19 protein-coding genes are annotated in these 24,494 nt (G+C 49.1%); 14 read left to right on the top strand and 5 right to left on the bottom strand.

What is annotated here, in order from left to right:
* Positions 1 to 81 precede the first annotated feature (81 nt).
* Complete coding sequence (locus ACMXI2_RS08600; RefSeq protein WP_483781278.1) at positions 82 to 1,533, bottom strand: alpha-L-fucosidase; 1,452 nt, start codon at positions 1,531 to 1,533, stop codon at positions 82 to 84.
* Between the two features lie 208 nt (positions 1,534 to 1,741).
* Between ACMXI2_RS08600 and ACMXI2_RS08595 the strand changes: the two genes are divergently transcribed.
* The 5 genes from ACMXI2_RS08595 (at position 1,742) to ACMXI2_RS08575 (ending at position 6,471) form a co-directional block, all read left to right on the top strand.
* Complete coding sequence (locus ACMXI2_RS08595; protein ID WP_483781277.1) at positions 1,742 to 2,764, top strand: sensor histidine kinase; 1,023 nt, start codon at positions 1,742 to 1,744, stop codon at positions 2,762 to 2,764.
* Entirely contained in the window at positions 2,761 to 3,453 is a 693-nt protein-coding gene (locus ACMXI2_RS08590) for a LytR/AlgR family response regulator transcription factor (RefSeq protein WP_483781276.1), read from the top strand. The genes ACMXI2_RS08595 and ACMXI2_RS08590 overlap by 4 nt, the downstream gene beginning before the upstream one ends.
* A 97-nt stretch (positions 3,454 to 3,550) precedes the next feature.
* The gene (locus ACMXI2_RS08585; protein ID WP_483781275.1) at positions 3,551 to 5,533 is read left to right on the top strand and encodes a TonB-dependent receptor plug domain-containing protein; all 1,983 of its coding nucleotides are present in this window, start codon (positions 3,551 to 3,553) and stop codon (positions 5,531 to 5,533) included.
* A 20-nt stretch (positions 5,534 to 5,553) separates the two neighbouring features.
* Complete coding sequence (locus tag ACMXI2_RS08580; RefSeq protein WP_483781274.1) at positions 5,554 to 6,192, top strand: hypothetical protein; 639 nt, start codon at positions 5,554 to 5,556, stop codon at positions 6,190 to 6,192.
* 18 nt (positions 6,193 to 6,210) lie between these two features.
* The gene (locus ACMXI2_RS08575) at positions 6,211 to 6,471 is read left to right on the top strand and encodes a hypothetical protein (RefSeq protein WP_483781273.1); all 261 of its coding nucleotides are present in this window, start codon (positions 6,211 to 6,213) and stop codon (positions 6,469 to 6,471) included.
* 38 nt (positions 6,472 to 6,509) lie between these two features.
* Here the strand turns inward: ACMXI2_RS08575 and ACMXI2_RS08570 are convergent, their stop codons facing one another.
* From ACMXI2_RS08570 to ACMXI2_RS08555, 4 genes are all read right to left on the bottom strand, one after another.
* Positions 6,510 to 8,006, bottom strand: a complete 1,497-nt coding sequence (locus tag ACMXI2_RS08570) for a RagB/SusD family nutrient uptake outer membrane protein (protein ID WP_483781272.1) — start codon at positions 8,004 to 8,006, stop codon at positions 6,510 to 6,512.
* Positions 8,007 to 8,017: 11 nt separating this feature from the next.
* Positions 8,018 to 11,191: a TonB-dependent receptor gene (locus ACMXI2_RS08565; RefSeq protein ID WP_483781271.1), complete on the bottom strand. Its 3,174-nt coding sequence runs from the start codon at positions 11,189 to 11,191 to the stop codon at positions 8,018 to 8,020.
* Positions 11,192 to 11,431: 240 nt separating this feature from the next.
* Positions 11,432 to 12,460, bottom strand: coding sequence for a FecR domain-containing protein (locus ACMXI2_RS08560; protein ID WP_483781270.1), 1,029 nt, complete (start codon positions 12,458 to 12,460; stop codon positions 11,432 to 11,434).
* 74 nt (positions 12,461 to 12,534) lie between these two features.
* Positions 12,535 to 13,107: an RNA polymerase sigma-70 factor gene (locus ACMXI2_RS08555; protein WP_483781269.1), complete on the bottom strand. Its 573-nt coding sequence runs from the start codon at positions 13,105 to 13,107 to the stop codon at positions 12,535 to 12,537.
* 154 nt (positions 13,108 to 13,261) lie between these two features.
* Between ACMXI2_RS08555 and ACMXI2_RS08550 the strand changes: the two genes are divergently transcribed.
* The 9 genes from ACMXI2_RS08550 (at position 13,262) to ACMXI2_RS08510 (ending at position 24,292) form a co-directional block, all read left to right on the top strand.
* Positions 13,262 to 14,257 (top strand): S1C family serine protease, encoded by a 996-nt coding sequence (locus ACMXI2_RS08550; protein ID WP_483781268.1) that lies wholly within the window; start codon positions 13,262 to 13,264, stop codon positions 14,255 to 14,257.
* A 128-nt stretch (positions 14,258 to 14,385) separates the two neighbouring features.
* Complete coding sequence (locus ACMXI2_RS08545) at positions 14,386 to 14,982, top strand: TetR/AcrR family transcriptional regulator (RefSeq protein WP_483781267.1); 597 nt, start codon at positions 14,386 to 14,388, stop codon at positions 14,980 to 14,982.
* 13 nt (positions 14,983 to 14,995) lie between these two features.
* Positions 14,996 to 16,138 (top strand): FAD-dependent oxidoreductase, encoded by a 1,143-nt coding sequence (locus tag ACMXI2_RS08540; RefSeq protein ID WP_483781266.1) that lies wholly within the window; start codon positions 14,996 to 14,998, stop codon positions 16,136 to 16,138.
* Between the two features lie 42 nt (positions 16,139 to 16,180).
* Positions 16,181 to 17,515, top strand: a complete 1,335-nt coding sequence (locus ACMXI2_RS08535) for an amidohydrolase family protein (protein WP_483781265.1) — start codon at positions 16,181 to 16,183, stop codon at positions 17,513 to 17,515.
* A gap of 132 nt (positions 17,516 to 17,647) precedes the next feature.
* A complete protein-coding gene (locus tag ACMXI2_RS08530; RefSeq protein WP_483781264.1) occupies positions 17,648 to 18,739 on the top strand; it encodes a serine hydrolase domain-containing protein in 1,092 nt (363 codons plus the stop codon).
* A 206-nt stretch (positions 18,740 to 18,945) separates the two neighbouring features.
* Positions 18,946 to 21,294: a TonB-dependent siderophore receptor gene (locus ACMXI2_RS08525; protein WP_483781263.1), complete on the top strand. Its 2,349-nt coding sequence runs from the start codon at positions 18,946 to 18,948 to the stop codon at positions 21,292 to 21,294.
* Between the two features lie 66 nt (positions 21,295 to 21,360).
* Complete coding sequence (locus ACMXI2_RS08520; protein WP_483781262.1) at positions 21,361 to 22,521, top strand: PepSY-associated TM helix domain-containing protein; 1,161 nt, start codon at positions 21,361 to 21,363, stop codon at positions 22,519 to 22,521.
* A gap of 215 nt (positions 22,522 to 22,736) precedes the next feature.
* On the top strand, positions 22,737 to 23,231 hold the full coding sequence (locus tag ACMXI2_RS08515; RefSeq protein WP_483781261.1) for a hypothetical protein: 495 nt from the start codon (positions 22,737 to 22,739) through the stop codon (positions 23,229 to 23,231).
* Between the two features lie 71 nt (positions 23,232 to 23,302).
* On the top strand, positions 23,303 to 24,292 hold the full coding sequence (locus ACMXI2_RS08510; RefSeq protein ID WP_483781260.1) for an ABC transporter permease: 990 nt from the start codon (positions 23,303 to 23,305) through the stop codon (positions 24,290 to 24,292).
* The last annotated feature ends 202 nt before the right edge of the window (positions 24,293 to 24,494 follow it).

Here is a 24,494-nt window from a genome sequence, read left to right as displayed (position 1 = left end):
TTTTAAGAAAACTACGGCAACGGTAAAAATAGCAAAGAGAAGACAGGTTGCCTTCTCTCTGTGCCGGGTATGTAACAGGTATTATCCTTTCATTTTCACTACCAGCAAGCCTTCCGGCGCATCCCCGGGATGCAGGGACGAGAGGTCTACCAGGCAGTCTTTCCCCTTCTGCTGCCACCTGATGGCTTTATTGCTGCCCAGCACACTCGCTACAGCGCCTTTGGCCGGTGTATAGTTACGGATCCACACCTGCTGACGGTAGGAAGGCACAAAGCAGTATAATGCGCCTGGTTTTTGGGTGAAGAATAGTTCCACGTTGGCATGCTGATCAGATTTTTTCACCAGCTGGGAAATGTTGTAGCCCGACATAAAGCTGGCTTCCTTTGTTTCCGGGCGTTTGCCGGCGCTCCATTGCTGACTTATCTTCCAGGGTTTGGAGTCGTAGATCGCTTCGCCGTTTACTTCCAGCCATTTGCCAATATCAAGCAGCTTCTGCTGCATGATCACGGGAATACGGCCGTCTGCCGTGGGACCGATGTCCAGGAGGAGGTTGCCGCCCCTGGATACAATGTCTACCAGCATCAGCACCAGGTCGGCGCTTTTCTTGTAGTCGTCGGCTGTTTCCATACGGTTATAGCCGTATGATTGCCCGATACCCTGGCTCTCTTCCCAGATAACACCCGGTTGCATGCCGCTGCCGTATTCAGAAGTAAGATAGGTGGCGCCATTGTTTTTACCACGGGTATTACTGCCCCAGCGGTCATCTACCACTACTTCATTTTTTACCGGCGACTCATTAAACAGCCAGGCCAGCAACGAAGGGCTTTGCCAGGCGGTATCTGTCAGCTCCCATTCCCCATCTGAAAATATAATAGAAGGTTTGTAACGGGTTACCAGGTCTTTGAACTGAGGCGTCATCACTTCCTTTACATACCGCTGTTTATCTTTTAACCAGAGCGGATTAAACCATTCGTACAGGGAATAGTAGTAGCCCATCTTCAACCCTTCCTTACGCACGGCGTCTGTAAGATCGCCCAGCAAATCGCGTTTAGGCGTTCCCGTAACAGCGTTCCAGGAATGGCCCCAGGATTCATTTGCCTGTTTGTTATCCCACAGGCAGTAGCCTTCATGGTGTTTGGAGGTAAGCACTACATATTTAGCGCCGGAGCGGCGGAACACTTCTGCCCACTGCTGCGGATTATACAGTGAAGCGGTAAACTGGCTTTCAAAGTTTTCATACGGTGTATCCTTACCATAATTCTTATCATGAAATGCCTGTACCTGCTGATGGGACCCTTCTTTGGCGCCTCTCAGGTTGTGCCAGTACCATTCGGAATAACCACCGGGTCCTACTACGGCATAAGAGGGCACTGCATACACCCCCCAGTGAATAAAGATGCCAAACTTGGCGTTGCTGAACCAGGCAGGAATACCGCGTTTGTTGAGAGAGTTCCAGTTGGCTTCATATTGCCGGGCAAAAACCAGGGAGGCGATCATCAGCAAAATGAGCATCCCGATACTGCGTTTTATCATAACAGGAAATTTAGATCTTAGTGGTGCTCAAAATTAATCATTGCGTTCACCTATAATAATGGTATTTTCTCTGAATATAATAAATACTTCCCTGTCGCGCTATTTCCAGGTGTTGCCGGCACATTTACCGGGGATGTCTATTCTATCTTTATGAAGGCCGTTAATGCGCCTAGCTTTATAAAAATCAGTAGCTTTATCCTGACAGCAGATGAAAAAAAATATCTCTCTGAAAAAAATTACAATCACGCTGCATATTGTTATATGGAGTGTAATACTGTTGTTGCCCTATATCGTTTCCAATGCGGACAGCAGCTACCGGATAGGCAGTATGCCTGGTTTGTTCTTTTCTATCTGCGGTGTTATCCATATGGCCATCTTTTATATTCATGCCCTGGTGTTATATCCCCGGTTCTGGAACAGGCGGTACTGGTGGCTCTATTTTCTTACGGTACTCCTCCTGGTATTTTTATCTTTCCAGTTAAAATATATAATCATGGCGCACTGGTTCCCGGATCTGCTCCGGGATCGGGCGGCGTATAAATTTGTATTTGGCCCATCAACAGGTATATATCTTGTCAGCCTGATATATTGCCGTGTAACAGAAAGGTTGCGTGCAGAAAGGCGGCAAAAGGAACAACAGGCGGAGCAGCTCAGTTCGGAACTGAAGTTCCTGCGTTCGCAGGTGAGTCCGCATTTCCTGTTTAATGTACTCACCAACCTGGTATCACTGGCCAGGAAAAAATCCGATCAGCTGGAACCGGCGCTCATCATGCTATCCGACCTGATGCGTTATATGCTGTACGACACCGGTAAAAAGGTGCTGCTTTCCCAGGAGATACTGTATCTCAACAGTTACATCGCCCTGCAAAAACTGCGTTTCGGCAACGAAGTGTCCATTAACGTGAAGATGGCTACCAATGAGGCTGCCGGCAACTATACCATAGAACCCATGCTGCTGATTCCATTTGTAGAAAACGCTTTCAAGCACGGTACCGGCTATACGCCGCATCCGGCTATTGATATACAACTGGAGATGAAAGGAGATGTACTTATCTTTGAAGTGCTGAATGAGTACGACAATGATCCCAACGCCAGCAAGGACGAGAACTCAGGCATTGGTTTGGCGAATGTAAAAACAAGACTGCAATTGCTTTACCCCGAGCGGCATCAGCTGCAGATCAGGGATGAACCGCCGCTGTTTCATATCACCTTAACACTGAAGCTCACATGATACGTTGTATAGCCGTAGATGATGAACAACTGGTAAGGGAACTGCTGGAAGATAATATCCGGCAGGTGCCTTTCCTGCAACTGGTAAAAACCTGCCGCAATGCAATGGAAGCGCTGGAAGTACTACAGCAGGAGCCTATTGACCTGCTTTTCCTGGATATACAGATGCCCCGGTTGAATGGCCTGCAGCTGCTGCAATCGCTTCAACAACCGCCGATGGTGATTCTTGTTACCGCCTATGAAGAATACGCACTGGAAGGATTTAACCAGCAGGTAGTGGATTACCTGCTTAAACCCTTTTCCTTTGAACGTTTCCTGAAAGCGTGTAACCGTGCCAGTGAGTTGTTCCGCCTGAAAAAGCCGGCGCCCGTGGAAGAACATTCTTTCTTTGTAAATGTGGAATACACGCAGGTAAAGATCCTCACAGCAGACATTACCTATATAGAAGCACTGAAAGATTATATCAAGATACACCTCTCCGGTACCGCCAAACCCATACTCACCCGCATGACCATGAAAGCAATGGAAGAGAAACTTCCTGCCGGCGCTTTTATCCGCACACATAAATCCTACCTCGTGGCGGTGAAGAAAATTACGACCGTTAAGCGCGACCTGGTATGCATCGGCAACATTGAAATAGCCGTGAGTGAATTCTATAAAGAGAATGTAAACAGGATGCTGCAATCCTGAACCGTCCCGGTTTTGTCGCAACAATTCCCCTTCCCGTCTACTCTCCAAAATACCGGTAATTCTTCCCGGTAGCTTTGCGGTTATAATACTAACCGTCATGAAAACAGGGTTATTTTTTATCGCACTGCTTCCTTTCGCCGCCATAGCGCAAAGCAAACAGGACACCACTATAAAAAGCAAACGTCCCCTGCAGGAAGTAGTGGTAAGCGCCGGCAGCTTTGAAGCCAGCGACCGCGCCAAAGGCGCTTCGCTTACCCCTATTGATGCCGTCACGGTAGCAGGCAGTAACGCCGATATTTCACAGGCGTTGCGCTCCCTGCCAGGCGCCCAACAGATCGGGGAACAATCAGGGCTTTTTGTACGCGGCGGTACCGGCGATGAAACCCGGCAGTTCATCGACGGCACCCTGCTTAAAACACCCAACTACCCCACTGTTCCCGGTGTACCACAATATGCACGGATCAACCCCTTCCTGTTCAAAGGCATCCTCTTCAGCTCAGGCGGTTACTCTGCGTTATATGGCTCCGCCATGAGCAGCGCACTTATCATGGAAAGCACCGACCTGCCGGAAAAAACCTCCGCCAGCTTCAGCATCTTCCCGGCTAACCTGGGCGCAGGCTTCCAGCATCTGGCACAGAATAACAAAAGCAGTTATGGCGTGAACCTGAATTACAGCAATCAATCATTGTATAACAGTGTAGTACCGCAGGTACCTGACTACTTCGCCGGCCCCTCCTATACAGATGCTAACTTCAACTTCAGGATACGTACCGGCAAAACAGGTATGCTCAAACTATACAGCAACTGGAGCTACAGCAATGCAGGCATGTATAAACCAGACATCGACAGCGCCGCGCTTAACGCCGGTTACCAGGTACGCGGCTGGAACAGCTACAATAACCTCAGCTTCCGAAGCTACCTGAACAACAACTGGAAGATGGACCTCGGCGCAGTGTACAGCTATAACCGGGAAGCTACGGCCAACAGTCTCACAGATGCGAAAGGCAATGCTGTTGCTTCATCTCTCCCTTATAAAACAGGCAACAGAACCATCCGCACTGATTTTGCACAGGCCAGGGTTGTATTCACCCGCTTCTTCTCCAAAGGACAGGCGCTGCGTTTTGGCGGTGAACATTTCTATACCCGTGATAAAGGCATGTCCAACGACAGCGTCCTTGCATTAACGGATCACCTGTCGGCCATTTTTGCAGAAGGCGATATTTACCTCGCCCCTAACCTTGCCGCCAAAGCCGGTGTGCGGATGGAGTATGCTTCTGTATTGCGTAAGCTGGTGGTAGCGCCCAGGCTCAGCATTGCTTACCGCCTGCCCGATGCCAGCCAGTTTAACCTGGCGTATGGTATCTTTTACCAGGAACCGGCTAACGATTTTCTGTACCAGTATCGTGATCTCAACTTTTCCAGCGCTACCCATTATGTGCTGAACTACACTAAAAAAGCGAACAACCGCTTCTTCCGTGCAGAGCTGTATTATAAAAAGTATCACCACCTGGTAAAAACAACACCTGCCCTGAGTAATAACGGGAACGGCTATTCGCAGGGACTGGAACTCTTCTGGCGGGATAAAAAAAGTATCAAGGACCTGGACTATTGGATAACGTATACCTACCTGGATACCAAACGCCATTATCTTGATTATCCTTACTCACTCCGGCCCTCCTTTACAGCGCCGCATACCACTACGGTGGCTATTAAAAAGTTTTTCCGGGAGATCAGCACCAATGTGAATGTTTCCTGGGCGCTGGCAGCAGGACGTCCTTACTATCATATCAATACCCACGGCATCACCGATCAGGGTACCACTAAGGCGTATAACGTTGCTAACCTGCATATAGCTTACCTCTGCTCCTTCTTTAAAAACCGGAAGTGGAAAGATTTCTCCGGCTTTGCGATGGGAGTTAATAACCTCTTTGGTACCAAACAGGTGTTCGGGTATCAATACAGTGCAAACGGACAATTAAAAGAACCGGTAACGCTGCCGGCTACACGTGGCTATTTCATCGGCGTATTTATGAGTTTCGGTATAGACCGTACCGACGACTTCCTTAATAATAATTTATAAAAAATTAAACACACATCAACATGAAAAAGCTATTTATCTGTGCGCTTCTCGCAGTAGTATGCTATTACAGCGGCATGGCGCAATCCAATGCATTACAACAGGCGGTAACCAAACTGGATCAGGCACAAACCGTAAAAGACTACCAGGTGCTGGAGAAAACATTTTCCGGTATCAACGAACAACCCGCATGGCTGCCACCCTACTATGCAGCATTGTGTAATGCAAAGATCGGTTTCCTGCTGCAGGACGACGGCGAAAAGATTGAGCCCTTTGCCGACCGTGGGGAAGCACAGGTGCAGCAAGCGCTCTCGCTGCTGGACAGCACTACCCAAAAGAAGGAGCTGGCAGAAGTATACACTGTGCTGAGTATGGTATACCGCACCAAAGTATTCATCAATCCAATGACGTATGGCCGCAAATACGGCGTACTGTCCGGACAAATGCTGCAAAAGGCGCTGGTGCTCGAACCCGGCAATCCACGGGCATTATATGTATCAGCATGGGTAAAATACTACACTCCCAAAATGTGGGGCGGCGATAAGGAACAGGCAAAGAAACTGGCTACCGAAAGCCTGCAAAAGCTGGTCAACCCAGGAACTGATGTGTACCCGCACTGGGGCAGGGCTGATGATCAGCAGTTACTGGGAAAAATTAAATAACCTTTAAAAAGAATGATCATGGGATTTGGAATTATTATCCTGCTGCGTGTGCTGTTTGCTGCCAGCATGGTATTTATTATCGGTTATGTTTTTGGCGGTTTCTCAAAAAAACCGGCCCTTCGCACTATCACTAAAGTAGCTTCTATACTGGTGATTGTATTATTCATTGCGGCCAACGTGCTTCTCACCCGAATGGCTATACGACAATGGAACAATGGGAACAATGGTCCGTGGTGCAACCACGGGCATGAAGTAAAAACAGAAATACCACGTCCGTAAAAAAAGCAGGACCGGCTGTGATGGCCGGTCCTGCTTTTTTATAATTTATATCCCGGGTTCTGCACCAGGTTAGGATTGGCGTCCAGTTGTGCCTGTGGAATAGGAAACAATTGCCGGAACGGTTGATCAGCCGGGTGGAACTGCCAGGTGCCGTTCCATTTACCAAAGCGGACCAGGTCCTGACGGCGGCAGCCTTCCCAGATAAACTCGCGGCCACGCTCTGCCAGGAGATTATCCAGTGTAAGCGTAAGCAGCGGTTTAGCGGTTTCAAAGCTGCGGGCACGCACCTGGTTTACAAGGGTGAGCGCCGGTCCGGCCTGACCGGTACGCAGCAAGCCTTCTGCTTTAAGCAGGAGTGCATCTGCATAACGGAAAATAACAAGATCATTATCCTGATCAGAATAGGCGGTATTTTTCTGGATTTCATATTTAACGATACGTACGCCTTCTGTTTGCGTGGCATTGGCAAGGTCGCCAATGGTGCGGGAGAAGATGAGCGGCGCGCCCTGTTCTGTTTTCAGAGGGGTACCATCCTGCGCATATTGTTGTCCTTCGAGGAACATGGTTTTGCGTTTATCATCGTCTTCGTATGCTTCATAGAATGCTTTCAGCGTACACCAGCCATTCCACGGCGAGCTGGGCAAACCGTAGGTATAACGGCTGTTATAATGCAGGGTAAGATAGTGCAGCATCATGCCTTTGGCATTGATGGCATCATAAGGCACCACGAAGATATTCTCTTTGGAGTTTTCATTTTTGGTAGAGAAATTAGCAAAGTAATCTGGTTCCAGCTGGTAGCCTGTGGCAGTAACGGAGTCGCACATACGAATACAGTCTGCCCAGCGTTGGGTACCGGTATACACTTCTGCGTTGGCGTATAGTTTTGCCAGCAGCATAAAGGCCATACCTTTGGTTACTTTACCATAGTTTTTTGTATCCAGGGCAGATGGTAATACGGCCAGGTTGTCTTTGATCTCCTTTTCAATAAACGTGAACACCTGTGCGCGTGGAGTATTCTTTGGAGGTTCCGTTTGTTCAAAAGAAGTGACTACCGGCACATTGCCAAAGGCATCCATAGCGAGGTAGTAATGAAATGCACGCAGTACTTTCATTTGCCCGATGATCTGGTCTTTGGTGGGAAGCACCACGGAAGAACCTTCCAGCTTTTGCAGGATGGCGTTTACCGGGTTCACGCCATCGCGGTAAATAAAGTTCCACATATCGTTGATATACTGGTGCGTGATGGGAAACTCGTGGCTGATGAGTACACGCCACAGGCCACCCTCATTCCAGTCCGCCCCGCGGGAAGGTACGGTGGTTTCATCGGTGGTTACTTCGTTCATTTTCCAGTAGCTGTCGCGGTACCCGCGCATTTTGGCGTAGGCGCCGTTGGCAAAGGCGTTGAGTTCATCTTCTGTTTTGAGGAAGTTGTCGTCGGTACCTCTGTCGTAAAATGTTTCGTCGAGTTTGGTGCAGCTGAAAACCGAGCAGATCATGCCGGCCAGCAGGGTATATTTAAAGAATGTTGATTTCATATCGATGGTTTTTATTTAAAGTTCATCGTAAAGCCTACTGCAAAAGAGCGTGTTTTCGGATATACGTTACGGTTATCAATACCCGGAGCGAGGCCGTCGATAGGCAGTTCCGGATCCAGACCAGAATATTTGGTGATCACGAACAGGTTTTGCCCGGAGATATATACCCGCGGGTTGGCAAACAGCTTGCTGTTGGCGGCGGGGATACTATAACCCAGGGAGAAGTTGTCCAGCCGCAGGAAGGCGCCGTTCTCAATAAAGCGGTCCGATACATAGGTGCCGCGGATATCGCTGCTGGCGTATTTCGCCATCGCATTGCGGCCGGGTAAGCGGCTGAAGCGATCGCTCAGTACAAGGTCGGTGGCGTTGAAAATCTGGTAGCCAAAAAGACTGCGTAATAAAAAGTTCAGGTCAAAGTTTTTATAGCGGAAGGTATTGGCTAATCCTGCCTGGTATTTGGGCAACCCGTTACCCGCTACGCGGCTATCGCTGCGGAAGTCGAAACTGCCGCTGCCGTCAATGTCTTCAAACTGCTGGTTGCCGTTGGCGTCAATACCGGTATAGTGCGGAATGTAAAAGGTACCGATAGAGTAACCGGGTACTACTTTTACGATCTGCACGGCGGTGAGACCACGCGCGCCTACGGTACCATCATAAATAGCATCGCTTTTGAACTGGTCGTTGGCGATGGAAAGGATCTCGTTGTAATTGCGCGAGATGTTGAAGGAAGCGTTCCAGCTAAAATCCTTGCGGTCAATGATAGCGCCGCTGAGCGACAGCTCCACTCCTTTATTGCTGATCTTGCCTACGTTGGCGAGCATCGACGGGAACAGGTAAGGCGGCGAAGGCACGTTGTAATTAAACAGCAGGTCTTTGGTGCGTTTATCATAGTATTCCAGTGTTCCGCTCAGGCGTCCTTTGAACATGGTGAAGTCGAAGCCAGCGTTAAACTGGGCAGCAGATTCCCAGCGAAGGTTTGGATTTTCGTTTTGCCCGATCTGGTAAGAAGTTACCCAGCGGCCGTTGTCCAGTACTTTACCACCCGGACTGTAAGTAAGCGGGGATTTATAGTTTTGTATTTCCTGGTTACCGGTAACGCCATAGCCTACACGAAATTTCAGGTCCTGCAGCCAGCTGCTGTTTTGCAGGAAGGGTTCCTGCGTAATACGCCATGCCATTGAAGCTGAGGGGAAGGTGCCCCACTTTTTATCTTTACCAAAACGGGTGGAACCATCGCGGCGTACTGTACCGGTGAGCAGGTATTTATCGTTGTAGCTATAGAATACGCGACCGATGAAGGATACCAGCGAGTTTTCCTCTGCGCCGGAAGTAACTGCGGGCTGATCGCCCTGGCCTGCACCAAGATTATTATAGCTGAAGATATCGGATACAAACTGGGTGTTACCGGCCGACATGTTGTTTCTAAAGAAGTTTTGATAAGAATAACCGGCCGTTACTTTCAATACATTCTTCTTCCATTGCTGGTTGTAGGTGAAATAAGTTTCCAGTGTTTTATTATCCCAGGTTTGCGAAGCACAGGTGGCGGTACCGTTGCTGCCTGCTCCTTCTATCACCGGTGATTCTTTTGAATAGTACAAACCGCGGTCGCTGGAAGCGCGTTCCAGTCCGAGTAACAGGTCGTAAGTAAGGTGGCTGGTAATATCATACGTAGCTTTTGCGGAGCCTATAAATCTATTGAGTGCCCGCTGGTGTTTGATCTGGTTGGCCAATGCAACGGGGTTGTAGTTGTCGTTGATATCCAGTTTTTCAAACCAGGAGCCATCGGCATTATAGATAGGCGCTGTAGGATTATAGGCGATGGTTTGCTCCCATATGCGGTTATCGCCGTTGCCATCCGGATCGGCGCCTATGTATTTATTCTTCTCTCCTACATAGTTCATGGAGAGGCCCAGGCGGAGGCGGTTGTCGAATACGCCCTGGTCGAGGGTAATGCGGCCAATGATACGTTCCAGTCCGGAGTTCATCACTACGCCTTCGTTGTTGAGATAGTTTACAGAGGCACTGTAGCGGGTATTGTCTTTTCCGCCGCTCATGGATAAGTTGTGACTATGACTGATACCTGTGCGGGTGATGGCTTTTTGCCAGTCGGTAGATGCGCCGAGGTCAAATGCCGATGCGTCGATATTATTATCCTTCAGGTATTTGCGGTAGTCGCCGGCGCTGAGTACATCGTAGGTGTTGGACATCTTCTCCATACCAATATAACCGCTGTAGGATACCTGGGTGGCGCCTTCTTTACCGCGACGGGTAGTAACGATGATAACGCCATTTGCGCCCCTGGAACCGTAGATGGCTGCTGCGGATGCATCTTTCAACACATCAATAGATACGATATCATCCGGTGGTACGGCGTTGATGTCGATGCCGGGGATCCCATCTACCACGAACAGTGGCTGGCTGCTGGCCGACAGGGAGGAGGCGCCTCTGAGGCTGATACTGATTTTACCGTTGGGGTTACCGCCTGGTTTGCTGATCACCAGGCCGGCTACTTTTCCCTGTAACACCTGGACGGGGTTAGTGATGATGCCTTTATTAAATTCTTTAGGGGTGATGCTGACGATAGATCCTGTGAGGTCTTTTTTCTGGGTTACGCCGTATCCGATCACCACTACTTCTGTGAGGGCGCTGGAAGATTTTTTCAGTTGTACTTCCATTGTGGCTTTCACCGGCAGTTCCAGGGGTTCATAGCCTACATAGCGGAACAGTAGTGTGCCACCGGCGGGAGCATCAAGGGAGAAGTGACCGTTTTCGTCGGTGAGGGTACCGATAGCGGTACCTTTTACCTGTACTGTAACGCCGGGCAGGGAGGCATGGTCATCGGCGCCGGAGATGTGTCCTTTTATGCGGATGTTTTCCCAGGCGGTATTTTCGGGGATGATCACCACCAGGTGTCCTTCCAGTTCTTTCCAGGCAAAGCCGCTGCCCGCCAGTACTTTGTCGAGCACCTTTTCCAGTGGTTCTTCCGCCGCATTGATACTTACACGCTGCTGAAGGTCTACTTTACGGTTGCTGTAAAGGAAACGTACATCAGACTGGCCGGCGATGCGGTCCAGTACCTTTTTTATTTCCGTATCCTTTACATGGATGCTGATGCGTTTCTGGGAGTACCCGGTGGCTGCCACCTGCATACAGGAAAGTAAGACAATAAAGAATGATAGCTTCATAATGATCAAATGCTTGAGCATGACCGTTCTTCGCCGGCATGCATCCGATTGGTTGACTTTTTCCATAAATTTGTGATGATAGGTGATACAATAGCAAGGCCCTGCCATCCCGTCCAAAGGGGCCGGCGCTTTGCTGATTAGCCTTCACACAGGGAATGTTCGTAGCATTTCCTGTGCTTTTTTCATTGAACTGTTTATAGGTTTTCTAGTTTTTCATAACCGGTTTTTAAGTGAATGTGCTTAATAAATGATGATCCGCGTGCTTTGATTATCAAAATGGAATTCTTCTGTTAGTTGTAATGCCTGTAATGCCTGGGTAATGGTTTCCGAAGCAAAGGAACCGCTGAACACATAACTTTTCACTGCCTCGTTTCTGAATTCTATTTTTACGCCGTACCAGCGTTCCAGCAGTTTGGCGAGTTGCTCAAAGTTGAGTGATTCAAATTGCAGGCGGTTGCTCACCCAGGCCGTTTCCGACAGGGTGCTGTCTATTGCCGGTAGGGCCGCCGCCTTAGCCATTGTTGCCTTCGACACTACGGGTTTTATCATTAATTTTTTTTCCGGAGATGGGAACGCCGTATGGCTGCTGATGGCCAGTTTTTCGTACGGGCGTAGCCATACTTTCTGTTCCGGCGTTTTATCAAGATATACTTCTACAGCGCCTTCCAGCAGGGTGGTTTCATATAATGCATCTTCCGGGTAGGCTTTTACATTAAACGCCGTGCCGAGTGCGTGGATGTTCATGGAGGCCGCGTGTACAATAAAAGGGCGGGACGCATCTCTGGCTACATCAAAGTAGGCTTCCCCTTCCAGCCACATTTCGCGGGTGCGGTCATTCAGCCGGCAGGTAAGACGGCTGGATGCGTTGAGGTGTACCATGCTGCCATCGCTGAGGCGGAACTGCCGGCGTTCCCCGTTGCGGGTTTCTACCAGTTGCAGGTCTTTTTGCTGATCACGGGGACTCCACAACTGGTAGCTGACAGCACACAGCAACCCTATCAGGGCGGCCGCGGCTACCCATTTCCACCAGTGCACGACTTTTACGGTTGTTTTACCGGCGGGTTCCGCTTTAGCCATCATCTCACTAAAAACAGCAGCGGGAGGAGCTTCCGGTTCAGGTACCGTATTCCAGTATTGTTCCAGCAAAGAAAGTTCCTGCGCCCATTCCGGGTGTTGCAGGAGTAAGTCTGCCAGTTCCTGCCGGCCGCTTTCATCCAGCGTGCCGCTCAGTTTTGCAGTCATTAATTCATCCAGGCGATGATGGTGCATAGGTGCTGTTTAAATGTTCCCAGGTAGAGAGACACCAAAAGGGACCTCATTACTTACAGCTGTTGAAAAAAAATTTAACGGACGGGGATTTTAGGGTCAAAGTCCCTGCTGTATTGCTGCAATGCTTCACGCAGGCGGCTGGTAGCGCGTACCAGCTGGGTTTCTACTGTACGGGGAGAAATTTCGAGGAGAATAGCTACTTCTTTATATTTAAATCCTTCTTCCCGGATCAGCCGGAAAATGGTGCGGCCCTGCGGGGAAAGCGTGGCTACGGCTTTATCGAGCCACTGTTGCATTTCCTTCCACTCCAGCTGCGGGTGCACATCGCCGGAAAGCGGGGCATCTTCTGCTTCCAGCTCCAGCCACCGGTGCTTCCCTTCATCGCGGTGGTGATTGTAACAACGGTTACGGACGGCCGTATATAAATATGTTTTCAGATACAGAACGGGTTCGCCTTCCCTGCGGTTTTTCCAGAGCTGCACAAATACATCGGACACAATTTCTTCCGCCGCCTCCCTGCTGATAGCCAGATCCGTTGCAAAACGCACTAAACGGGTGTAAAAATGGTTAAACAACTCCCGGAACGACTGCTGATCGTCCGCCCTATAAACCGCATCCCACAGTGCCTGTAAATCAATTGCTGGCATAGTTCCTTATTAGACGAAAAACATTCCCCGTCAAAATAGCTAAATAATTATAATTTTCAAGTGCTGAAAAGTAAAGATGGCATAAAGCCGGCCCATCAGATGCCAAAACGGCATCTGCAATAAACTGGAAATAAATTTGAGCCGCTGGGTTATTATGGATAACTCAATTTCATTTCTTACGCATCAGGCGTCGAACGATAGGAGTTTATTAGATGCCTATTCTCAAACCGTTACCGGCGTAGTGGGTACTGTAGCCGAATCGGTGGTACATATAGAAGTACAGAAGAAGGTAAGCGACCAGCGAACGCGGGAAAGGCGTGCGCAGGGAGGCGCCGGTTCCGGCTTCATTATTTCTTCCGATGGTTTTATCATTACCAATAACCACGTAGTGGAAAACGCCGACCGTATTAAAGTGTCGTTTGTAGACGGCAGGCGGGTAAACGCTGAGATCAAGGGGGCCGACCCTTCCACGGATATTGCCGTATTGAAGATCGACGAAACGGGATTGAAAGCGATGCCGCTGGCAGACTCCTCTATGCTGCAGGTAGGACAAATTGCGATTGCCATTGGTAACCCGATGGGATTGCAGTACACCGTTACCGCAGGAGTGGTGAGCGCGTTGGGGCGTACGCTCCGGGCCAGCAATGGCCGGCTGATCGACAATGTGATCCAGACCGATGCCGCCCTTAACCCGGGCAACAGCGGCGGCCCGCTGGTCAACTCTATGGGGCAGGTAATTGGCGTGAATACCGCCGTTATCGCTTCCGCACAGGGACTTTGCTTTGCCATTTCCTCCAACCTGGCCGCACAGATTGCCGGTCAGCTGATCCTGCACGGAAAGATCCGGAGGGCGCAGCTGGGCATCGCCGCACAACCGGTAAACCTGAGCAGCAGGATGATTGGCGCCAACAAACTCAATATTCACACGGGTGTATACGTGTTTGAAACCGTTCCGGATGGCAACTTCTACAACAGCGAACTGCATATCGGCGATATCATCATTGCCTTCGATGGCAAACCGGTTACTTCCGTAGATGACCTGCATCTTTTGTTATCCGATAAACAGATCGGCAGAAAGATCCCGGTAGACATACTGCGGGGTGGCAGGAAACAGGTAGTGGAAGTAATTCCCGGCGAAATAAAAAATTAATAGTGGCACCTGAAAGATGAGGCTGTTCCGGAACAGGGATGTTCCGGGGCAGCTTTTTTTATTATCTCCCGGAAGAAAGATTTCGTAAGTAAACAAACATTTACTTACTTTGCAGTAACATTTATTGCATGAGACCTAAAAACCTGGAGAAAGAGGAAGCTATCCGCACCATTGCATTACAGATCATTGCTGAAGAGGGACTGGAAAACCTCACCATGCAGAAGCTGGCAAAAGCGGCCAACATATCGCCCAGAACGATCTATATAAAGTACCAGGATAAAGAAGATCTTCTCGTAAAATTATTTATTGAAGAAGTACTGGGGCCCTATGAAACAGCCGTGCTGGAAAATTTTCACGCCAACATGGATTTTGCAACTGGCGTAAAAAAGCTGTGGCAAAACAGCTTTCGCTACCTCACCCGCAACAGGACGCACTTTGCATTGCTTCAGAACGGGAAAACTTCTCCCCTGCTCAACAAAGCATACCAGCAGGCTAACATCGAACAGGGACAATATTTTAAACCCATCCACCAGTTCTTTAAACAACAGGTAAAAAAAGGCGTAGTCCGCAACTTCCACAAGGATGTTTACCGGGCCTTATTATTCGCGCCCCTGCTGGAACTGGTAAATGAATATTTTGACTACACAGCACGACCCAAACAGATCATCACAGAAAAAGTGATACTCAACTGCTGCGAAGCAGTGATCAAAGGAATGCTGAAATAAATAAAACAAGCGCATGAGCATCATTCAACACAAAAAAATAGCCATCGTAGGCGGAGGCCCCGGTGGATTAACGCTTGCCAGGATCCTGCAAATGAACAACGCAGCCGTAACAGTATACGAAAGGGACGTGAACCGGGAAGCACGGGTACAGGGCGCCACGCTGGACCTCCACGAAGAATCAGGATTAAAAGCACTGGAAGAAGCCGGGCTGATGGACGCATTCAGGGCCAGCTACCGCCCGGGCGCCGACCGGCTGCGCATCGTTGATAAACACGCAGCCATTATTCTCGATGACCATGAAAACGGTGGAGAAGACAGATCGCGCCCGGAAATTGACCGCGGCCCCCTCAAAGAAATACTGCTGGATTCACTGGAACCCGACACCGTTGTATGGGACAGCCAGTTTGTGTCTATGTCGCCACACGGGCACGGCTGGCAGCTGATGTTTAAAAACGGCAGCACCGCTACCGCCGACATCGTGATTGCAGCAGACGGCGCCAACTCAAAGATCCGTCCGTATATCACGCCCATCCAGCCTTTTTATGCAGGCGTTACCGTTGTGGAAGGCGCGGTATATGATGCCTCAACGATGTGCCCAAACATAAACGCACTCGTGAAAGGAGGGAAAGTATTTGCACTCGGTGATGCGCAATCATTAATCGTAAGTTCCAAAGGAGACGGCAGCCTGGCGTTTTATACCGGCGTAAATACTGATGAAAACTGGTATAAAACCAGTAACATCAACTTCTCAGATAAAACACAGGTATTAGCCTGGTTTAAAGCAACCTTTACCGGCTGGGATAATATCTGGCTGGAACTGTTTGAAAATGCCAACGCCAGTTTCATACCACGCCCCCAATACTGCATGCCCTTTGATCAAACATGGAACGCACTGCCCAATCTCACTATGCTCGGCGACGCCGCCCACCTGATGCCTCCCTACGCAGGCGAAGGCGTGAATATGGCGATGCTGGATGCCCTTGAATTAGGACGCTGCCTTACCGGGGAAAACTTCCCGGATGTGCATGCCGCCATTGCTGCGTATGAAAAACAAATGCGTGCAAGGGCCGGTGAAACAGCGAGAATAACGATGGAGTCGACAGCAGCGTTGCATTCAAAGGATGCGGTTGATTTTATGATGAGGATAGTGGGGTAGGCGATTTTTGTTACCTTTATTTTCCCGTAAGAAAATAATACTATGAAAAACTACCTGTTACTCTTCCTCGCTCTTTGCCCGCTGGCTGCCTTTCAGCCAACGCCTCCTGTTAAGGCTACCCTGTTGAAGAACGTAACATTGATCGATGGCAACGGTGGCACTCCTGCGGAACATACAGATATTTTAATCAAAGATGGCAAAATCGCCGCAACCGGCAGGAATATACCAGCAGGCGGCGCTGCGGTGATTGATGGCAAAGGCAAAACCGTTATGCCCGCTATCATCAGCAGCCACGTGCATATTGGCATGATGAAAGGTAACGATAACAACAGCGATCCATACACACGCGAAAACATATTATCACAACTGAAAAAGTACGCAGACTACGGCATCACTAACATACTGGTGATGGGATCTGACCAACCGATGCTTTTCACTTCCGGATTACGCGACTCTTCTGTAAATGGTTTATTACCGGGCGCACGGCTGTTTTCTGCCGGTTATGGATTTGCGGCAGCGCAGGGTGGTCCGCCGATGAAGTATGTGTATCATCCTGCTACGGTGACACAGGCTACTGCGCAGCTGGATAGCGTATCGCTGGTAAAGCCAACGGTAATAAAAATGTGGGTAGATGATTTTGGCGGATCAACACCAAAAATGGGCCCTGCTATTTACAAAGCAATTATCACCAGGGCGCATGCACATCATATCCCGGTGGCGTCACATCTTTATTACCTCGCAGATGCGAAAAGCCTTGTTGCCAGCGGACTGGACATCATTGCGCACAGTATCCGCGACCAGGAAATTGATGCGGCGTTACTGCAACAGATGAAAGCAAAAGGCATCATTTACATCCCCACCCTTTCACTGGATGAATATGCGTATATCTATGCCCGTAAGCCGGAGTGGATCAATGACCCTTTCTTCAAAGCATCGCTGGAACCCGGCGTATATGAAATGATTACTTCGCCTGCCTACCAGGATAAGTTAAAGAACTCCCCCTCCTACCAACGGAACCTGCATGCGTTTGAAACAGCGATGAAAAATGTAAAGAGAATAGCAGATGCCGGCATCATTGTAGCACTGGGCACCGACTCCGGTGCACAGCCGGTGCGTACACAGGGATTCTCCGAGCATCTTGAAATGGAGCTGCTCGTGCAGGCAGGACTGAGTCCCTTACAGGCAATCACCATTGCCACTAAAAATGCAGCTGCTGCCCTGAAAATAGATCGCCACTATGGCACCATAGAAAAAGGTAAAACCGCAGACCTGATCATCCTGGATGCCAACCCCGCACAGGATATTAAGAACACGCGGAAAATAGCAGCGGTATACAAGGCAGGCGAAGAAGTAAGTAAAGGCCCGCTGCAACCATAGTGTAGTACGCCTGCGTACACCCGGCGTTCATTTTTGATACAAGTATTTTTATTTTTAAATACATAAGAAGATAACAGTGAATGCTGTGCCAAATGGCACTCTCTTAGGATAGGATGTTTTCAAAAAGCAACCATGAAACAATTTATCCCGGCATTCCTGTTATGCTTATCAACACTTCTTACACAGGCGCAGGTAACAACTGATAATCTTCATAAAACAAAAGTGGACAGCCTGGTACAATCTGCGCTCTCCGTGTTTATGCAGCACAATGCCCGCGTGAGTGCGGAAGTAGGGGTATATACCGGCGGACAAACCTATATCTACCGTTACAGTAAAACAACACTCCCCGCTCCCAACACCCCGTATGAAATTGGTGCTGTTTCCAAAACATTTACCGGCTATTTACTGGCAAAAGCAGTAACAGATAAAAAAGTGAAACTGGATGATGACATCCGTTTTTACCTGAACGGAGATTATCCCAACCTGCAATACAAAGGACGTGCAATCCAGCTGAAACACCTGATTGCACATGTTTCCGGCCTGCCTTTCATGCTGCCCGGTCATCGTGATCTTTTCCAGCGCCCCGATGATTCCATTCCCGGCGTCATCGATAGTTTGCAGCACGAATATTCTATGGCGGCATTTTTTAATGATCTTCACCAGGTACAACTGGATACCGTTCCCGGTTATCATTTCAAATATTCCAACGCAGACGCACAGCTACTTGGATTCATACTGGAACGCATATACGGAATGTCGTACGCGGAACTGGTGAGAAAATATATTACCCGCCCGCAACGCATGAAATACACTACGGCGTCGCTTCCCGATGATGCAGCAAAAGGCTATAATCAACAGGGCCGCGTCATGCCGTACAATCCCCCGCTGATGCTGGCAGCCGGCGGCATTTATTCTTCAGTGGCCGATATGCTGCAATATGTCCGTTTACAAACTGACGAAACCAACCCGGTAGTGAAGTTAACACACCAACCCGCCTGGGGCGACATTAATAGCTATGCAATGGGTTTAAGCTGGCAGATGAACAAAACCGGCAACGGTATAAGAAGGATCTGGCAAAGCGGTGGTACGTTTGGATTTTCCAGTTATTGCGTGGTGTACCCTGAACGGAATACCGGTATTGTGATATTAACGAATGAAGCGGACCGCACTGCACAAGATGCGTTGAGTGTAGCCGCAGGAAAGATATTTGAAGGGTTAGAATAAAAGTAAACGGTCCTTATAATGAAGTAAACGGTCTTCTTTATAAGGATCTTTATTTAGTCCGTACCCCTGTTACCGTTATTTTTCCCGATTGCATAAACCAAATTCCCGATTCGATTCCTATGGGCCGCCCCAGCCTGCTATCTTTGCAACACTATGTTCGTCTATTGTAGCATTCCCACTATTCTCCTAAATCTTAAAAACTGATCATGAGAGTTATTGCATTGGCAATGGCATGCCTGTTCTCTGCCCTGTTGAACACGGCTGTTGAGGCGCAGAATCCGGCGCATGGCGCCATCAAAGGCCGCGTTACGGTGGAAGACGGCATACCGGTTCCCGGTGTGGGCCTTCGCCTGAAAGATTCCCGTAAACAAACTACCAGCAACGAAAGCGGAACGTATACACTCCGCAATATTACTCCGGGAACATATGTCGTGGAAGCCTTTATAACCGGTCGTGACGTGATCAGCCGTCCGGTAACCGTAACAGCAGGACAAACTGCGGAAGTGGATTTCCAGTTCAGTACTTCCAGGCAAAACCTGCAGGAAGTAATCGTAGCAAGCGGGCGTAATAAATTTGCGAAGAAAGAAACAGATTATGTAGCACGTATGCCGTTGAAGAACCTGGAAAATCCGCAGGTATACAGCATCATAGGATCCGAACTAATGCAGGAGCAGATGATCGTGGATTATAAAGATGCCATCAAGAACGTTGCTGGTGTAAATTCGACTGAAACGGTAGGTAATGGCCGTACTTCCACTATTATCCGCGGTTTCCGTACGCAGAACTTCATACGCAATGGCATGACGGCCAACCAGCTGGTAACGGTAGACGTATCCAACCTGGAAAGGATTGAAGTGATCAAAGGCCCTTCCGGTACACTGTTTGGCACTGGCGCGGTATCATACGGCGGACTGGTGAACCGTGTGACCAAGAAACCTTTCGATACTTTTAAAACAGACATCAGCCTGACCGCGGGAAGTTACAACCTGAATCGCATCACCGTTGACCTGAACGCGCCGCTGAACAAGGAAAAAACAGCCCTGCTGCGGGTGAATTTTGGCAGGCATGCCCAGGAAAGCTTCCAGGAAGCAGGCTTCAAAAGAAATTATTTCCTGTCAGCCGCCTTCTCTTACCAGGCCAACGACCGGCTTAGCTTCCTGGTAGACCTCGAAACGTTCCGTAACCGCGGAACCCCATCGATCGCTTACCTCAATCCCGCAGCCGGCGTTACTGAATACAAGGAGGCGATGGGCAAGTACTACAAACGCACCTATTATACCAACGACCTCATATCTACTTTCCCTGGCTATAATGTGTTCGCACAAATGAATTACAAAATCAACAACAACTGGAACACCACCACTGTATTCTCCACCGGCGGCGTGAATGCCCGCGAACAATACCAGTTCTCCGGCACCTGGCGACCCGGCACGGATAGCATTGCCCGTCAGCTTCAGAAGTATAGCCACAACTACAATACCATCCAGCTCCAGCAGAACCTGAACGGTACTTTCCATACCGGTTCAATCAAACACCGTGTGCTGGTAGGACTGGATTACCTGGCCGACATCACACAGCCAACCTACACTTCCCGCTTCATCCTCGATACTGTGAGCGCTGCTGCTCCCACCAGCTTCCTGATGATGGAAAAAATTTATCCGTTGTTCCCTGCTCCCACTGCCCAGGCGAATAACTTCTATAAAAGTCATCTTGACCGCTATGGCGTATACGCTTCAGATGTGATCAATTTTACAGAACGCCTGCTGCTTATGCTCAGCCTTCGCTGGGATAAGGTAGACAACCAGGGTACCACCAACCTGCTGAACGGCAATGTAACCGGCCGTTACAGCAAATCATCTTTCTCTCCCAAGTTCGGTGCTGTATACCAGCTGATCAAAGACCAGCTGTCTGTTTTCGCCAACTACCAGAACGGATTTACTTACAGCGCCCAAACGGATAAACAAGGCAACCTCTTCAAACCGGAGCAGGCCAACCAGTGGGAAGGCGGCATGAAAGCAGAGCTGTTGCAGAGCAAATTAAACGTTACACTCAGCGCTTACGATATCAACGTAACCGATAAGCTGCGCTCAAATCCCGAAGACCCGGCCTTCTCCATACAGGATGGAACGCAGAAAAGCAAAGGCTTTGAAGCCGAAGTGATCGCCAACCCCTTCCCTGGTCTCAATATTACAGCCGGCTACGGGTTCAATGAAAGCGAGATCACCAAAGCCAGTGCCAACGTGGGCAAACGGCCTGCGCGCTCCGGCGGTAAACACATCGCCAATACCTGGATCAGCTACCGGCTGGTGAAAGGGAAACTGCAGGGCCTGGGCATTGGCGGCGGCGTGTTTTACAACAGCGAAACTCCTTTTGATGACGCCAATACATTATTCTTCCCTGCCTATGCGCTGGTAAACAGCACCGTGTTCTACGACCGGCCCGGTTACCGCATCGGCATAAAGCTGGATAACATTTCAAATACCATGTATTGGGGTCCGTGGGGCGAGCCGCAACCGCTACGCAATTACGCGGTGAATCTCGTGATCAAATTATAGGATTTCCCACCATTCATACATCCATGAAAGCACGGTTCGCTGTGCTTTCATTTTATATTTCAACACATGCGCATCAAAAAAATATTCGGTTGGCTGCATCTTTGGCTGGGACTCATTTCCGGGATCATTGTATTCATCATTTCCATTACCGGCGCCATTTACTCCTGGGAACCGGAATTGTCTGCATACACAGCGCCCTATCACCATGTAACCCCGCAGAACCGGCCGTTCCAGTCAGTAACCGCCATCCGCGCAGCGGGAGAAGCCAGGAGAGGCGGAGAAAAGGCGTTCCGCATCCTGTACCAGGGGAAAGACAAAGCGGCCGTAGTCCAGTTTTTCCAAAAGAAACCGTATCACTATTACAACGTATACGTGAACCCCTATACGGCCCAGGTACAGAAAGTGCTTAACCGCGACGATGAATTCTTTCATTTCATCCTGAACGGCCACATGTACCTGTGGCTGCCACACGACATCGGCGGCGTTATAGTCGGATGCGGTACACTAGTCTTCTTTCTTATACTCGTAACCGGCATTGTATTGTGGTGGCCGCGCAACAAAGCCCGCCGGAAGGTCAGCTTCCGCATCAGGCTCGATGCTTCGCCAAAAAGACTGAACTATGACCTCCATAATGTGCTGGGTTTTTACGCCAGCTGGATTGTTGTTTTCGCCGCATTAACGGGATTGGTATGGAGCTTCACATGGATGGCACAGGCAGAGTTCTGGGTATTCAGCGGTGGCCAAAAAAGACCGGGCGCTGTACCTGTGAAGTCTGATAATCATGCGCCGGTGAAAGACAGCACCGCCATCAACCAGGTGTTTGGAGCCTTCATGGCCCGTTATCCGCAGGCCGCTGGCTACAGCATTTCCATGCCCGCCAACGATTCCGCAGTGATCATTGCCAGGGCCTATCCCAGCCGCCACCAGTTTTATAACGCAGACTACCTCTATTTCGATCAGCATACCGGCCAGGAGATCACCCCTCCTTATCTTGGTAAATACAAAGATGCAACCGTGGCAGAAAAAGCCGTGCGTATGAACTACGACATCCATGTGGGCAGCATCGCCGGGCTCCCGGGGCGGCTCCTGATGTTCTTTGCCGCCCTGATAGCCGCTTCTTTGCCCGTTACCGGCTTCCTCATCTGGTGGGGAAGAAAGAAAAAATCAACACCCGGGCGCCCCACAAAAAAAGAAAGTGTCAAAAATTTTCATACGCTACCAGGTTGATTCGGATAGCTCATTTTTCCAGCTTAAGAACCCCTGGATTACAGGTGCATTTAAGCTGGAAAAATGTTCCTTACCAGGGAATCTTTTTAGTCATATCAAACAGGAAGTTGTAACTTCATTAACGAATAATTAGATGCCTCGGCACGTGTCCGGATAAGACACTGCGATACAAGAAAAGTAGCAACCGTGTAAATTCCACCTTAACTGATACCGTTATGAAAACACTGCTCTTTCTGTTCCTGCTGCTTCCCCTGATCTCATCAGGCTTTGCCGCAGATACTGTTCCCTACTTCTACCTCACTCCCACAGACGCCGCAAAAATACTGGGCCAAAGCGCACTGCTTACCCTGAAGTCGGAAAAACAGGAGCGCGACGCCCTGAAGTACCGCTGTGCGTTTACGGCCGTGGAATCTGACCCTGTTTCCGGGGAAACCGGTCATGTATACTACAACTACGAACAGTACAGGTCTGTAGCTGCCGCGCAAAAAACTTATACCGGTATCCTTGATGATAACCGCCGCAACGGCAACATCCAGCTGCTCAACAATACCGGCGACGAAGGTTTCTTTCAAAGCGACAGCAACAACTTCCAGCTGATCATGGTAAGAAAGAAAGATAAAATTATCAGGATGAGAGTAAATAAGGTGACCAGCACTACTTCTTTAACAGCATTGAAAGAAACCGTTAACCGGATAGCAGCTACTTTGTAACTGCGCTGCCGAAACCGGACGATAACTGTACGCAAACGAACATATGTAAAATATCTCCACATCAAAAATAGTTGAAAAGAGAAGGCTTATCTAAATGGCATCGTTTTTACGATACCACGCACAGATGTTATTATCATGATAACAAACTACTTCAGGTCTGCCTGGCGGAATATCAAACACTTGCGGCAGCAGTAACGCCTTCTACCGGTATCAGGTTCGCCTCCCGCAAGGAAAACGAGAAATTCTCCATTTACTACAAGGCTGCCGATCCTGAATACCTGTCCACTTTCGATATTCCATTGCTCGCCGGCCGTAACCTCAACCCTTCCGACAGCATCCGTGAATTCCTGGTCAATGAAACCGCTGTAAAAAAACTGCAGCTGGCTTCCAATGAAGAGGTGCTCGGCAAAAAAGCAGTGATTAATGGCAGCACCGGGTTGATTGTAGGCGTGGTAAAAGATTTCCATAACCGCTCGTTTCACGAACCTATTGATGCGGTTTATCTTACTACCTCCAATGAACATTACTTTAACTGCGCCGTAAAGGTAAACATGACTAACTACACATCTATAGCGCCGTTGCTGGAGAAAGCGTGGCAGGAAGCCTTCCCGCAGCAGGTCTATACCTATTCCTTTTTAGACGAACGGCTTGCGCAGTTTTATAAGTCCGATAATATGATCCTCCGGCTGATCCGGCTGTTTACCATTATCTCCATTACCATTGGCTGCATCGGTTTATATGGCCTGGTATCGTTTATGGCTACACGAAGAACCAAAGAAATGGGTATCCGCAAAGCCCTGGGCGCCAACGTGGAAAATATCGTGTGGCTGTTCGGCAAAGAATTTGTTTACATGCTGCTGATCGCCTTTGTGATAGCAGCGCCGCTGGCCTGGTACATGATGAACCGGTGGCTGGATACCTTCGCCTACCGCATTCATTTCAGCGCAGGTATCTTTGTACTGGCCATCCTCATTTCTCTTGCCGTAGCCATTTTAACAGTGGGATATAAATCCATGCAAACCGCATTGATGAACCCTGTTAAGAGTTTGAGATCAGAATAACCACCATTCAAAATTACTCATTGGCGGGATCGTCCCAAAAAAAACATGCCGCTTTTGCCGCTTTTTGCCGGATTATGCCGAAATCCGTCAGGTCAGAAACGACCATAGTGTATGGGGAGTGTATGGGGAGTGTATGATGAGTGTATAGTGAGTGTATGAGAACAGTATAGGAACAGTATAGGAACTGTATAGGGACTGTATG

The sequence above is a fragment of the Chitinophaga sp. G7 BAM 1005 genome (assembly GCF_057126945.1).
The sequence above is the reverse complement of the archived record's forward strand: the minus strand, read 5'-3'. Positions and strand labels throughout refer to the sequence as shown.